The following is a 12,937-nucleotide window of genomic DNA, read 5'->3' as shown; positions in this document are numbered from 1 at the left end:
GGGGCCAATGCCGCTAACGCGGGTTAGATCATCTACATTAGCAAATGCGCCATTATTTTCGCGCTCTTCTATAATCGCGGCCGCACGGCTGGGTCCGATACCAGGTAACTCAGCAAGCAGCTCAGCATCCGCTGTATTCACATTAATAGGCGCGATGTCTTGTGCCAATGCAAGGCCCGAAACCCCTAAGCTTAGGCTCAATAGCAGTGCAGCCAATAGTCCTTTTAGCGTTATTTTCATTGTTAATATCCTCATAGATTTCCCTAAAGCCGCCTTTCCCATCGGTTGTTGTACTTGGAGTGATAGGCTGTGGCGGTTTGCGCATGCAAAAAGGTTGACTGTTCCTTCAATACCTTTTGCCTTAATTAAACTAATACATTTATAGGAGGTGAGCTGTAAGACATTAACGATGGTGTTTGTAAGATTTTTGCTCTCTGATAATGGTTAATCACTTACACAGCGGGATCGGGATGGCTGTTATAATGCTGTCAAATGGAAAATGGAGTTAAGCACAGTGTCTACTGATACCCCGTTGATTATCGCGTTGGATTATTCCTCTCTTGATGCGGCTTTATGCATGGCAGATCAGCTTGACCCTAAGCGCTGCCGGGTAAAGGTGGGTAAAGAGTTGTTTACGCGCAGTGGCCCTGCGGTACTGGAAGCCTTGCATGGGCGTGGTTTTGAAATTTTTCTAGACTTAAAATTTCATGACATTCCCAATACGGTGGCAGGCGCGGTGCAGGCGGCAGCTGAGCAAGGCGTATGGATGGTTAACGTGCATGCTTCTGGCGGGCGCAAGATGATGGAAGCGGCCGCTAAGCGTTTAGATGATCATGGGCTAAGTACACATCTTATTGCCGTTACGGTGCTAACCAGCATGCAAGCTGAGGATCTGCATGAGGTAGGCATAGCTGCTACGCCGGAAGAGCATGTATTGCGTTTAGCCGCATTAACTCAGCAGAGCGGATTAGGCGGTGTTGTCTGTTCAGCCCAAGAGGCGGCGCAAATCAAGGCGCTGTGTGGCGACGACTTTTTGAAGGTAACTCCTGGAATACGCCCAAGCTTTGCAGCGGCTAATGACCAACAGCGTATTATGACACCCAGTGATGCGATGCGTGTTGGCAGTACGCACTTAGTGATTGGGCGACCGGTAACACAGGCGGCAGAGCCAATGATGGCGCTAGCAGCCATAGAAGCTGAACTGGCTGGCTGACGGTACTACCGCTTACTCGCCATCAACCCCGGTAATGGGCTTAATGGTGCCCCAGCGGCGGCAGCTAGGGCACTGCCATGCCAGGCTGTCGCTGGCAAAGCCGCAGCGGCGGCAGCGATGGCGGGCTTTGCCCTCTAAAAGGGCATTGGTGTGGTGCTTAAGTAACAGCAAACGCGTGTCTGGCGGAGTTTTTCCACTCAGACGTTGGCTTTCATGATAAAGGTCGATTAGGTAATCAAGCCCACCCAGGCTGGGTGCCTCCCTTAGCCACTCGCCCGTTTGCTCAATAGCACTATCTACGCCATCTCTTTGATGAACGAGCTCTCCGAGGGCGATAATAATGCTGGTGTACGGTGCTTGTCCCAGCAGTCGATAAAGATGCGTTTCAAACCCTTGAATGTCGTTATTACGCTCATAGGCATGCTGAAGGGTGGGCAGCATGGTGGGAATGTGCGCAATATCCTGCTGGGGAATATGGTTTAGGCGCTCAATGGCGCGTGTGTAATGCCCATTATCCATCTCCAGCTCAGCAAGTAGTAACGTCGCGCGGACGCATCGCTCATCCAATTGAAGCGCTTTTTTTAAGTGCTTACGGGCGATCGCGCGACTTGCTTGATGTATCTCCTGCTGGGCGAGTTCACATAGCCAGTGAGCAGCAGGTCGTTGCATGCCGGGCTGTTGCTTGAACAGTGATTGAGCCACGTCGAGTGCTTCTTGCCAGTCTTTTTCGCGCTCAAGCAAATCAATCAGTAGCCGCTTGGCTTCCTGGCGATAGGTGTCATTGTCTGATTTATCCAGCAGCGCTCTCAGCATTCGCTGAGCTCGGTCGTGAACGCCTAACGCCATAAAGTCACGTGCTAGCTCAAGCTGCACATGTTCGTTAGTGCTGGTGGAAAGGGCAGGGCGAGCAAGCAGGTTTTGATGAATGCTAACGGCTTTGTCTGCTTCACCGCGTGCGCGAAACAGCTTGCCTAGCGCTATGTGGGTTTCCACAGTATCGCTATTAACATCCAGTGCATTGACAAACGTATTGATAGCTTCGTCGGGCTGCTCATTGAGCAGGTAATTCAGCCCGACAAAGTACTCTCTCGATAAACCAGATGGGCGAGAGTCGTGAGTGCGCTGGCGGCGGCGGGAAGCGTGACGAACACCCAGGCCAAAGCCGATGGCAATGGCTGCCAGTAGAACGCCTAGCAGCACGACATCATACATTTAAGCCAGTTCCTTAAGCTCCTGAGTGCGTAAGCGGTCTAGCTCTTTGCGCTGTTGCTTATTGTGTCGTTCACTTCGTGCTAGCTGCGCTTTAAGGCGCACGTAAACACCTAGCATGGCAAGCATGCCTAAGATAACGCCGAAAGTTAACGTAGCTAGCAGCCAGACAGAGAGTGACACAGGCGGCAGTTCTGCCCAAATTAGGTTTAAGGCAATGGTTTGTTGGTTGTTGACGGCAAATAAAATGCCCACCAGTAGAACAACCAGCAATATGACGGCCAGAATCAGCCCTTTGATCCAACGCATGAGAGTTTCCTAGTCAGTGACGTTCATAATGGCTCTATTGTGTATGAGTCGTGGCGCGGCGTCATCCCACATAAAGTCGGATAACAAGATCAAAAGAGCCTTGCTATTGGCAATGCCGAGGTTGTGTAGCCTCGGTTAGCTCATTAATAGCCAAGTGCGCGGCTTGCATCTACCTGTTCGCGCAACTCTTTGCCCGGTTTGAAGTGCGGCACATACTTGCCGTCCAAGTCGACCGGGTCTCCTGTTTTAGGGTTGCGCCCGACACGAGGCTCTCGGTAGTGAAGCGAAAAGCTGCCGAACCCCCGGATCTCAACCCGTCCCCCGCTAGCAAGAGCATCGGTCATATCGTCTAAAATAATACGCACCGCCGTTTCTACTTCTTTGGCGGATAGCTCCGGTTGACGCATCGCAATTTGTTCGATTAGTTCAGATTTGGTCATCGGTTGGCTCCCTGCGAACTTTAATGGCCGTGACGCGCTTGCGACCTCGATAACAACAGAGTCAGCATACTGCGCATAACAGGATAAAACAATTCAGATAAAACAAGGTACTAGAATGAATATCAGCATAGGCGAAGTGAGGCGCTGGCGCGACCCTGTGGCTTAGGTATACTGGCGACTCATTTTGTAACTGGAGAGGCTGACGTTGAACGACGATACTTCCCCTGCAGCCATATTGCGTAAACGGCTTTATTGGCACTCTCGCCGTGGCATGTGGGAGCTTGACCTGCTGCTGATACCGTTTCTTGAACACCGCTTTGATGAACTGAGTGAAGATGAGCAGTTGGCCTATCAGCGCTTAATTGAGGAAGAGGATCAAGATCTCTTTGGATGGTTGATGCGTCGTGAATGGCCCGAGGAGCCATCATTAAAGCGCATCGTGCAGATGATCGTAGAACATGCAGAAAATACCGATAACTCTGCTTATCGCACGCTCTAAAATCCAGTGCGCTTTTCACGCATTCTTGGCATTCGGGTTGTGTGCGGTGACAGCATGGCTTATTAGTCCATGGGTAGCGTTGCTTGCGGCAGTAATCGCGATACTGTTGCTGAGCCGTGAGTATCGCTATCAACCCATGGGAGAGTTAAGAGTTTCAAAAAGCGGCCATCACTTAAGTGCGCAGTGGTTATCGGAAGAGGGTGAGCTTGAAAACGAACAGCCTGTTAACGCTGATTACGTGGGCCCTTGGTTAATCGGGCTCCGTGTCGGGCCGCAGCGGCTTTGGTTGTGGCCAGATAGTTTGCCTGCACACAGTCAACGTTCGCTGCGGCGCTTATGCCATCGTCCCGGGCGCTAGCTGATCAAGTGACATCTCCGAAGCCGCTGTATTCTCCTGGTGCTTAGGCCAGTCGATAGAGTAATGCAGTCCCCGTGATTCATGTCTCTGAAGTGCCGCCAATACCGTCAACTTTGCAAGCCACAGTGCTTGCTGTAAACGCACGCTTTCAGGGTGGCTGCGCTTGCCTGCGGTGTCTTCAAAAGCGTTGTTAGAGCCACTCTTAGAGCTGTCAGCAACACCGTCAAGGCTGTCGTTTAGAATGTCGTTAAGCTGCGTCTCAAGTTCGTTCAGCTTATGGTGAGCGATAGTTAGCCCCTGATTGCTGCGAACAATCGAAACGTGCTGACTCATTGTTGCCCGCAGTTCGCTACGTATAGCCGCCAGGGCTTCCAAGGAAGTGGATGACCACTGCTGGCCTAGCAGCGGCATTGTATCGGGGGTATCGCTAAGAGTCTCTTTAGGTGCAACTGGCCGTGTTTGCGCGCGTTTTTCCTGCGTGAGTAAGTGCTTTGCGCAGCTTCTGGCGTATACCAGGCACTCCAATAGTGAGTTGCTAGCCATGCGATTTGCGCCATGTAGGCCTGTGTAGGCAAGCTCACCAACCGCATAGAGATTGGTGACGTGAGTTGCGCCACGCTGGTCTGTGGCAACACCGCCACAGCTGTAATGAGCGGCAGGCACTACTGGGATGGGTTGGCGGGTTATATCAATTCCCCGAGAGGCGCAGTGTGCCAAAATAGTAGGGAAGTGGTGGCGAATAGCGGCTGCTCCAAGGTGGCTGATATCTAGCCATACATGCCCTTGGCTGCTTTGTTGGATTTGCGAATCGATTGCTCGAGCAACGACGTCTCTGGGCGCCAGCTCAGCGCGAGAATCAATATCGGGCATAAACCGATGACCGGCCTCATTTAGCAGGTGCCCGCCTTCTCCTCGTACGGCTTCGCTAATTAAAAAAGCAGGTCCTTCTGGGTCAAATAGACAGGTAGGATGAAACTGCTGAAACTCAAGATTCATCAGTTTTGCGCCCAGTTCAGCGGCCATCACCATGCCTTCCCCACTGCTGGGCGATGGGGTGGTGGTGTGTCGATAAAGGCCACTTGCACCGCCTGTTGCTAGTACGATGTGCTTGGCAAGCAGTGTTTGTTGATGCTGCTGTTGATCTACGCCTTCCGCGCCAATACAGCGGCCTGTGGCATCGCTGATTAAGTGCAGGATGGTTAAGTCACTGCGCTGAGTAATATTGGGGTGAGAAGTGACTTTTTCGTACAGCGTATCGACTACCGCGCGTCCAGTTGCATCGTCAGCATGAATAATGCGGCGTGCGTTGTGGCCGCCTTCCCGTGTTAAATGATAAGGGTAGCGGGCGCTCGGGTCTGGATCCGGTGTAAAGGGGACACCGTTGTCGATTAGCCACTGAATGGCATCTGGGCCGTGTGTCACGGTAAATCGAACAGCCTCTTCATCACATAGGCCATCACCAGCAATGAGCGTATCTCGCACATGGGCATCCAGATCGTCGTCTGGCGAGAGCACGGCGGCTATTCCACCCTGCGCCCAGCGGCTGGCTCCTTGGTCATCCAGAGCGGGCCTAACCAGGGTTACCGAAAGGTGGTCAGCAACTTCAAGGGCTAAAGTTAGGCCGGCGACGCCGCCGCCGATGACAAGTACGTCGGATGTTGGCGAGCTCATGGGGCCGGATCCTCTTTTACATTCAAACGCAGTAGGTGCTAAATGCTTCGCGTGCTGTAGACAGCAGAGGAAGGCATCATAGCGTGACTGTTGTCACTTGGCGATGAGGGTCTGTGAAAAATTGCTTTCAGCGCATATAGATAGCGGCTAAACGCTCTAGTGCGATATTTAAGAGGGGGCAAGCTATTTGACGATCGGATACAACAGGATGGATAAAAAAGAGGGGTAATCAAAAAATTGAAGAGCCTTGTAAGAAGCACAAAAAAGCTTCTCTAGTGCTCTTAAAACAAGATGGGAAACGTTTGCTGCTGAAAGAAGGGGAGGTGCTAATTAAATATGGTGCCCGGAGCCGGACTTGAACCGGCACGGAGTTGCCTCCGAGAGATTTTAAGTCTCTTGCGTCTACCAATTTCGCCATCCGGGCAGTGCATCGCAGGAATATTGCTATTCATCGCCACACTTAAATGGAGGCTGGAGTCGGAATCGAACCGGCGTACACGGAGTTGCAGTCCGCTGCATAACCACTCTGCCATCCAGCCTAACAAGTCGTTGGAGCGAGAAAGTAGATGCGATCGGACTGGCGTTCCAGCTCACGACCCTCTCTTGCTTTACTACGCTATCCAAGTTGGAGCGGGAAAGGAGATTCGAACTCCCGACCCTCGCCTTGGCAAGGCGATGCTCTACCACTGAGCTATTCCCGCTCGACTCGAGGGCGAATTATACACATCGCTACGCGCTTGTCAATTAATGAATTTGTCTGAAGGTTCAGTCGTCTAGAGAGTCGATCACATGGAACGACTCAAGTGGGGCCAGGCCGCTTTAAGGTACTGCGCCATGGACCACAGCGTAAGAATGGCTGCAGCGTAAAGAACAACCACACCCATTAGCGCAAACTCATGTCCTGGAGGGAAGGCCAGAAGTATGAGCAAGGCAACCATCTGCAGTGTTGTTTTAAGCTTACCGATCCAGGACACCGCAACCATACCTCGCTTGCCCATTTCGGCCATCCACTCACGAAGTGCCGAAATGACGATTTCGCGGCCGATAATGACCAATGCGGGCAGTGTTAATACCAGTGTGTCAAAACGCTCAATGAGTAGCGCCAGTGCAACCGCGACCATCAATTTATCAGCCACAGGATCGAGAAACGCGCCAAACGGCGTTGATTGATTCCAGCGGCGGGCTAAGTAGCCATCTAGCCAGTCGGTGATGGATGCTAGTGCAAATAAGCCTGCAGCGACTGGCATACTCCAACTGAAAGGTAGGTAAAAAAGCACTACTAACAGTGGAATAAAAACGATTCTTGCCAGAGTAAGTATGTTGGGTATATTCATCGCGGGGCGCGATCCTTGCCGGAGAGTCATGGAAGACGGAGTGTAGTGGGGGATATTCTATCCCCCTTGGTGCTTAGCATCCATGTTAACAGTAGGTTTATCCATTTAGGGATTGGTAAATTGTCTCAGCGAGCGAGGCATTAATGCCAGGTACGCGCGCCAGCTCATCGCGGCTAGCTTTCTGAACGCCCTGCAAGCCGCCGAAGAAGCGTAATAGTTCGCGCCGTCTTTTAGGGCCTATGCCGGGAATGTCTTGAAGTGTAGAGGTGCGGCGTGCTTTGTCACGTTGAGCGCGGTGGCCGGCAATGGCAAAACGGTGAGATTCATCGCGTATATGCTGAATTAAATGTAATGCTGGCGACGCGGGGTCAAGGGGTAAGGGATTGTCAGTGGTTTCTAGAAAGAGCGTTTCTAGGCCTGCTTTACGAGTGGTGCCTTTAGCAACGCCGAGCAAAATGATATCGGTAACCGCTAGCTCGGTTAACACACCGCGAGCCATGTTCAACTGACCTTTGCCGCCATCGACGATCAAAATGTCAGGCGCCACTGCCTCGCCGCTTTTTACCCGTTTAAGGCGGCGTGTTAGTGCTTGTTGCATGGCTGCATAATCATCGCCTGCGGCGACGCCTTCGATGCGGAAGTGGCGGTAATCGCTCTTGCGTGGGCCCTGATGGTCAAATACGACACAGGAAGCAACGGTCGCTTCCCCATGGCTGTGGCTAATGTCAAAACACTCAAGGCGCTGGGGTATTTTGTCCAATGCGAGCGCTTTCTGGAGGGCTTCAAATCGCTGAGTAAGCTGGGTTTTGTTAGCTAGCTGCGAAGCAAGCTGTTGCTCGGCATTGGTCATAGCCAGATGCTGCCACTGGGCGCGATGCCCCCGAACTTGGCTGGTGACGCGAACGCGTTTGCCCGCTTGCTGTGAAAGTGCGTCGGCAATCAGTGGGCTATCTTCCAGTGGGTGGCTGGTAATTACTTCACTGGGTACGTTGTGGGGTTGACCAAAGTAGTACTGGCTAACGACTTCCGTCAGCAGCATGTCCGGTGGCAGGTCGAGGTCGTTTTTAGGCGTGTGATGGCGAGCGCCCAGTAAGCGGCCATCGCGAACGCTAAGTATTGATATGCCTAACGCCCCTGGGCGTTGGGCTAGCGCAAAGACATCGGCATCACCACTTTCGTTATCGACAAACTGGCGTTGCTGTAACTGGCGTAGCTGCTGTATTTGGTCACGCAGCCTTGCTGCTTCTTCAAAATTCAAAGCGCGGCTGGCCGTTTCCATCTCCTCGCTAAGAAGCTGGGTGACGTGTTCGCTTTTACCTTCAAGGCACATCACTGCATGCTCAACGTCGCGTCGATAATCTGCTTCCGAAATGAAGTCAACGCAAGGCGCGCTACAGCGCTGAATTTGATATTGCAGGCATGGTCGAGAGCGGTGGGCAAACACGCTATCTTCACAATTACGTATGCGAAAAATTTTCTGCATCAGCGCTAGGCTTTCTTTCACCGCTCCGCTACTTGGATAAGGACCTAAATAGCGGCCATCTCCTCGACGCTGTCGCGCGCGTTTATATTCAAGCGCAGGGTAAGCGTGCCGATCGGTCACAAATACGAAAGGGTAGGACTTGTCGTCTCTTAGCAGAATGTTATAGGGCGGACGCAGTTCTTTTATCAGCGTCTGCTCTAGCAGCAGGGCCTCTGTTTCGCTACGGGTGACGGTAATTTGGATATCTGCAATTCGTGCCACCATCGCCTGGGTTTTGGCATTAAGCTGGCCACGGAAATAGCTAGCAAGTCGAGCTTTCAGGCGCTTGGCTTTGCCGACATAGAGAGTGTTGCTGTGCTCGTCCAGCATCCTATAAACACCGGGCGAGGCACTGACAGAGCTTAAAAATTGCTTGGCATCAAAAGTCATGGCTGGATATCGGCGCTTCTAGGCAACGGAAGCTGCGATGGTAGGTCTATCCCAGCATGGCGTCAAAGCCCTCAACTAAACCGTGGCGTAGTGCTAGGTGGGTAAGCTCTACATCGGTAGCGACCTCTAGTTTGTCAAATAGCCGATAGCGATAGGTGTTCACTGTTTTGGGGCTAAGGTGCAAGCGGTCTGAAATATCCTGGACGCGCTGGCAGTTGACAATCATCAGGGCGATTTGTAGCTCACGATGCGATAGGTGTCTAAACGGATTGTCTTCGTCAGTAAAATGGGAAAGCGCCAACCGCTGGGCGATTTCTTGGCTGACATAGCGCTTTCCGTGAAAGACTTGGCGGATAGCGTCGGTCATCTCTGACGTGTCAGCCCCTTTGCTGAGGAAGCCAATCGCACCCGCTTCCAGCATGAGCCGTAACGCACTATCTTCAATGTGAGCGGTTAATATGAGTACTTTGACGTCTTCCATTGTTCTATGGATGCGGCGAGTAGCTTCGAGTCCGCCGATGCCCGGCATGCGAATATCCATAACGACAATGTCAGGTTTTAAACGACGGCATTGAGCCACTGCGCTTTCGCCATCGTCGACCTCACCTACGACTTTAATATCGCACTCTTCGTTTAGCAGATGAGCAATGCTGGTTCTCACTAGGTGATGATCATCGGCGATTAAAACTTTGATCAAGGTGCAGGCTCCTGCATGAAATCATCGTAGTGGTGGGCCTAAGCCGCGTTGCATGATATAGAGTGCCACAGCTCTAAACAAAGGAGAATTTAGTTGATAGTTGTTCATGATTAGCTTGACGCTAAGCAAATTACTGGCGTAGTATCTCGCCGCTGCTCAATGAGTGGTTTGAAGAAAGCGGCATGTAAAACTATGTGGGGCCTTAGCTCAGCTGGGAGAGCGCAACACTGGCAGTGTTGAGGTCAGCGGTTCGATCCCGCTAGGCTCCACCATTTTATAGACCCACAGAATCCAAAAAAACGCCTCGTTACCAGTAACGAGGCGTTTTTTTATGCTTATCATTTTCAATTGATAGTTCGTGCGAGGGTATATGCGAGAGTACGTGTGAGAGTGCGTGCTGTTGGGCGTTCACGTGACTGAAAGCCTGTGCTAAAAAAGCACGTACCCTTAGGCGTTACTCGTCGTTGGCAATTTTGCCAAGCAGTAAAAATTCAATTAGCGCTTTTTGTGCATGCAGGCGATTCCCCGCTTCTTGCCACACGACAGCGCGTGGATCGTCCAATAAGGTAGTGCTGATCTCTTCGCCGCGGTGGGCAGGCAGGCAGTGTAGGAAAAGCACATCAGGTTGTGCGCTATCAAGCATTGCTTCAGTGACCTGGAAGCCTGCAAAGTCTGCTTCGCGCTTAGCTTGTTCTTCTTCCTGCCCCATGGATGCCCACACATCTGTCGTGATCAAGTCGGCGTCTTTGGCAGCCTCGTGGGGGTTGTGATGCAACGTTACGCAGTCCCCGGCGGCTTCCATAATGTCAGCGCGGGGTTCATAGCCTTTAGGGCAACAAACGCGCAGTTTGAAACCAAACTGACGGGCGGCATTAATCCAGGAGTGGCACATGTTATTGCCATCACCTACCCAAACAGCCGTGCGTCCTTCTACACTGCCACGCAGCTCGGTCCAGGTCATCACGTCTGCAAGCAATTGGCAAGGATGGTAATCGTCACTTAACGCGTTAATCACAGGCACGCTGCTGGCGTTGGCATAGGCTTCTAAGCCTGCGTGTGAAAAGGTCCGAATCATTACCGCATCGACCATTTCGGACAGTACGCGGGCGGTGTCTTCAATCGGCTCTCCACGCCCTAGCTGGGTGTCGCGGGGAGAGAGAAAGAGGGCGTGACCGCCGAACTGCGCCATGCCGGTTTCAAACGACACACGAGTGCGAGTCGAAGATTTTTCAAAAATCATCGCCAGCGTGCGGTTAGGCAGCGGCGTATAGATGGGGCCGTTAGCCTTGAGCTCGGTTTTGATCTTAATCGCACGCTGAATCAGGTACGCCAGCTCATCTGGGGTTAAATCCAGCAAGGTTAAGAAATGGCGTGTCGCCATGATGATATCTCTCCGCGCAAAAACACTATCCTAGCGATGCGGCGGGGGATGCGCAACGCGCTCGGCATGCGTAGAATGACGACCCACATGGTAAGGCCGAGTAGTTTGCTCAAGTATTAGGTTGCACAGCAACAAAAGGTAATCTTCGGCTTTAAGGGTTAAAGCGAGTTAACGAATTGCGTAAACTGGCGAGATAACATCACTTGTTTTAGGAGCACATCATGAGTACGACTGCCGAAAATATTCAGCGCCAAATTAGTGAAAACCCCATTCTTATCTACATGAAAGGTACCCCCCAGCTGCCGCAGTGTGGTTTTTCTGCACAAACAGTGCAGGCGCTGATGGGCTGCGGTGAGCGTTTTGCCTTTGTTAACGTGCTGGATAATCCAGATATTCGCGCTGAGCTGCCAAAAATTGCTAACTGGCCGACCTTCCCGCAGCTTTGGGTGGAAGGCGAATTGGTTGGCGGCTGCGATATCGTGATCGAGATGCATCAAAGTGGTGAGCTCGAAAAGCTGATCAAAGAAGCTGCCCAGCGTGCTGGCGCTGCTGAAAGTGACAACAACGCTTAACGTTTATTGCCCAATGCCGCTTGGTCTGGTGGACTGCTAGTCTATTGGGCTGAGCGGTTGGCGGGCTGCAGCGCAGCCGCTAGAATGGTGTCCTTTTCGCATCGACAGTTAGCCCGCCAAAGGAAGTAATGCTCAATGAGCTATCAGGTTCTGGCCCGCAAATGGCGGCCGCGTACATTCCACGAGCTCGTGGGCCAGGCCCATGTTCAGCGCGCCTTGGTCAATGCGCTCGACCAAGGCCGTCTTCACCATGCCTACCTATTTACGGGTACTCGCGGGGTGGGCAAGACCACCCTTGCGCGTATCCTGGCTAAATGCCTTAACTGCACCGCAAATGGCCGTGGTAATGAAGGCATTACCTCAACGCCTTGCGGTAAGTGCGACAGCTGTCGCGCGATTGATGAAGGTCGATTCGTTGACTTGATCGAGGTCGATGCTGCTTCACGGACAAAGGTTGAAGATACCCGAGAGCTGCTTGATAACGTGCAGTATGCGCCAACGCAAGGGCGCTATAAGGTGTACCTGATTGACGAGGTACACATGCTGTCGACCAGCAGTTTCAATGCGTTGCTTAAAACGCTGGAAGAGCCGCCACCCCACGTGAAGTTTCTGCTGGCCACCACAGATCCGCAAAAACTGCCCGCCACCGTCCTATCCCGCTGTTTACAGTTCACGCTTAAGCATATGCCCCCTGAACGGGTGGTAGAGCACCTAACCTATGTGCTGGGGGAGGAAGGGGTCGAGTATGATGAGAGCGCTCTGTGGCTGTTAGGTAAGGCCGCAGAAGGTTCTATGCGCGATGCAATGAGCCTGACCGATCAAGCCATTGCCTTTGGCCAGGGGGCGATTCGCCATGCGGATGTCGCTGCCATGCTGGGTACCTTGGATCATCGCCATGTGTTGGCGCTGGTAGAAGCACTGGCTGATGTTGATGTTCAGCGTCTGCTAGCCGAGGTTGCTCAGTTATCGGAGCAGGGGCCTGATTTTGCAGCAGTATTGGATGAGTTAAGTGCGGTTCTGCATCGCTTGGCTGTGGCGCAGATGGTGCCTGATGCCGTTGATAATAGCCACGGTGATCGAGCGCTTATTCAACAGCTGGCGAGCCGCTTTACTGCCGAGGATATTCAACTCTATTACCAGATCGGCATTCAAGGGCGCGGCGACATGGTGCATGCACCTGATCTGCGCAGTGCGCTGGAAATGACGCTGTTGCGAATGCTGGCGTTTCGCCCCCAGGGCGTACCAAAGCCTGCTGCCACGCCGCTTCCGCTGCGTCGCGAACCTTCCAGTGACGCTGTTTCCCAAGCCGCGGTGTCGCATGAGCCTGTCTCTCATGAACCTG

13 protein-coding genes and 4 tRNA genes are annotated in these 12,937 nt (G+C 52.5%); 5 read left to right on the top strand and 12 right to left on the bottom strand.

Going from position 1 to position 12,937, the window contains the following annotated elements:
• Positions 1–240, bottom strand: a 240-nt coding sequence (locus INT22_RS10955; RefSeq protein ID WP_193068229.1) for a ComEA family DNA-binding protein, incomplete at its 3' end; no start/stop codon positions are given.
• Between the two features lie 274 nt (positions 241–514).
• On the opposite strand from INT22_RS10955, the gene pyrF reads away from it, so the two are divergent.
• Positions 515–1,213, top strand: coding sequence for an orotidine-5'-phosphate decarboxylase (gene pyrF / locus INT22_RS10950; protein ID WP_193059260.1), 699 nt, complete (start codon positions 515–517; stop codon positions 1,211–1,213).
• 12 nt (positions 1,214–1,225) lie between these two features.
• Here pyrF and lapB read toward each other — a convergent pair whose 3' ends face one another.
• The 3 genes from lapB to INT22_RS10935 all read right to left on the bottom strand — a co-directional run bounded on the left by lapB (position 1,226) and on the right by INT22_RS10935 (position 3,171).
• Positions 1,226–2,425 (bottom strand): lipopolysaccharide assembly protein LapB, encoded by a 1,200-nt coding sequence (gene lapB, locus INT22_RS10945; RefSeq protein WP_193068228.1) that lies wholly within the window; start codon positions 2,423–2,425, stop codon positions 1,226–1,228.
• The gene (locus tag INT22_RS10940; protein ID WP_038482879.1) at positions 2,426–2,731 is read right to left on the bottom strand and encodes a lipopolysaccharide assembly protein LapA domain-containing protein; all 306 of its coding nucleotides are present in this window, start codon (positions 2,729–2,731) and stop codon (positions 2,426–2,428) included.
• Between the two features lie 143 nt (positions 2,732–2,874).
• Positions 2,875–3,171 (bottom strand): integration host factor subunit beta, encoded by a 297-nt coding sequence (locus INT22_RS10935; RefSeq protein WP_009722715.1) that lies wholly within the window; start codon positions 3,169–3,171, stop codon positions 2,875–2,877.
• 205 nt (positions 3,172–3,376) lie between these two features.
• Here INT22_RS10935 and INT22_RS10930 point away from each other — a divergent pair, with 205 nt between their 5' ends.
• Positions 3,377–3,670: an FAD assembly factor SdhE gene (locus tag INT22_RS10930; protein WP_009722716.1), complete on the top strand. Its 294-nt coding sequence runs from the start codon at positions 3,377–3,379 to the stop codon at positions 3,668–3,670.
• Between the two features lie 334 nt (positions 3,671–4,004).
• Here the strand turns inward: INT22_RS10930 and nadB are convergent, their stop codons facing one another.
• The 7 genes from nadB to uvrY form a co-directional block, all read right to left on the bottom strand.
• A complete protein-coding gene (gene nadB, locus INT22_RS10920) occupies positions 4,005–5,699 on the bottom strand; it encodes an L-aspartate oxidase (RefSeq protein ID WP_193068227.1) in 1,695 nt (564 codons plus the stop codon).
• Between the two features lie 337 nt (positions 5,700–6,036).
• Positions 6,037–6,123: transfer RNA gene (locus INT22_RS10915), tRNA-Leu, on the bottom strand.
• A 41-nt stretch (positions 6,124–6,164) separates the two neighbouring features.
• Positions 6,165–6,238: transfer RNA gene (locus INT22_RS10910), tRNA-Cys, on the bottom strand.
• Between the two features lie 87 nt (positions 6,239–6,325).
• Positions 6,326–6,400, bottom strand: a tRNA-Gly gene (locus INT22_RS10905).
• A gap of 84 nt (positions 6,401–6,484) precedes the next feature.
• Positions 6,485–7,033, bottom strand: a complete 549-nt coding sequence (pgsA, locus tag INT22_RS10900) for a CDP-diacylglycerol--glycerol-3-phosphate 3-phosphatidyltransferase (protein ID WP_038482886.1) — start codon at positions 7,031–7,033, stop codon at positions 6,485–6,487.
• A gap of 97 nt (positions 7,034–7,130) precedes the next feature.
• Positions 7,131–8,945: an excinuclease ABC subunit UvrC gene (gene uvrC / locus INT22_RS10895; RefSeq protein ID WP_089038595.1), complete on the bottom strand. Its 1,815-nt coding sequence runs from the start codon at positions 8,943–8,945 to the stop codon at positions 7,131–7,133.
• Positions 8,946–8,991: 46 nt separating this feature from the next.
• Positions 8,992–9,642, bottom strand: a complete 651-nt coding sequence (uvrY, locus tag INT22_RS10890) for a UvrY/SirA/GacA family response regulator transcription factor (protein WP_038482893.1) — start codon at positions 9,640–9,642, stop codon at positions 8,992–8,994.
• Between the two features lie 196 nt (positions 9,643–9,838).
• Between uvrY and INT22_RS10885 the strand changes: the two genes are divergently transcribed.
• Positions 9,839–9,914 (top strand) — tRNA-Ala (locus tag INT22_RS10885).
• A gap of 182 nt (positions 9,915–10,096) precedes the next feature.
• On the opposite strand, the gene argF is transcribed toward INT22_RS10885, so the two are convergent.
• On the bottom strand, positions 10,097–11,023 hold the full coding sequence (argF, locus tag INT22_RS10880) for an ornithine carbamoyltransferase (protein WP_193059257.1): 927 nt from the start codon (positions 11,021–11,023) through the stop codon (positions 10,097–10,099).
• Between the two features lie 221 nt (positions 11,024–11,244).
• Between argF and grxD the strand changes: the two genes are divergently transcribed.
• Together grxD and dnaX are read left to right on the top strand one after the other, a co-directional pair.
• Entirely contained in the window at positions 11,245–11,595 is a 351-nt protein-coding gene (grxD, locus tag INT22_RS10875; RefSeq protein WP_038482899.1) for a Grx4 family monothiol glutaredoxin, read from the top strand.
• Positions 11,596–11,730: 135 nt separating this feature from the next.
• Positions 11,731–12,937, top strand: a 1,207-nt coding sequence (gene dnaX / locus INT22_RS10870; protein ID WP_193068226.1) for a DNA polymerase III subunit gamma/tau, incomplete at its 3' end; no start/stop codon positions are given.

Source organism: Halomonas sp. 3D7M (assembly GCF_014897885.1).
In the GTDB taxonomy this organism is placed as follows: Bacteria; Pseudomonadota; Gammaproteobacteria; order Pseudomonadales; family Halomonadaceae; genus Vreelandella.
The sequence above is the reverse complement of the archived record's forward strand: the minus strand, read 5'-3'. Positions and strand labels throughout refer to the sequence as shown.

Coding starts and splice junctions, on each gene's coding strand:
- pgsA (WP_038482886.1), bottom strand. CDS start 7,033: ATGAATATACCCAACATACTTACTCTGGCAAGAATCGTTTTTATTCCA.
- lapB (WP_193068228.1), bottom strand. CDS start 2,425: ATGTATGATGTCGTGCTGCTAGGCGTTCTACTGGCAGCCATTGCCATC.
- INT22_RS10940 (WP_038482879.1), bottom strand. CDS start 2,731: ATGCGTTGGATCAAAGGGCTGATTCTGGCCGTCATATTGCTGGTTGTT.
- grxD (WP_038482899.1), top strand. CDS start 11,245: ATGAGTACGACTGCCGAAAATATTCAGCGCCAAATTAGTGAAAACCCC.
- uvrC (WP_089038595.1), bottom strand. CDS start 8,945: ATGACTTTTGATGCCAAGCAATTTTTAAGCTCTGTCAGTGCCTCGCCC.
- nadB (WP_193068227.1), bottom strand. CDS start 5,699: ATGAGCTCGCCAACATCCGACGTACTTGTCATCGGCGGCGGCGTCGCC.
- INT22_RS10935 (WP_009722715.1), bottom strand. CDS start 3,171: ATGACCAAATCTGAACTAATCGAACAAATTGCGATGCGTCAACCGGAG.
- argF (WP_193059257.1), bottom strand. CDS start 11,023: ATGGCGACACGCCATTTCTTAACCTTGCTGGATTTAACCCCAGATGAG.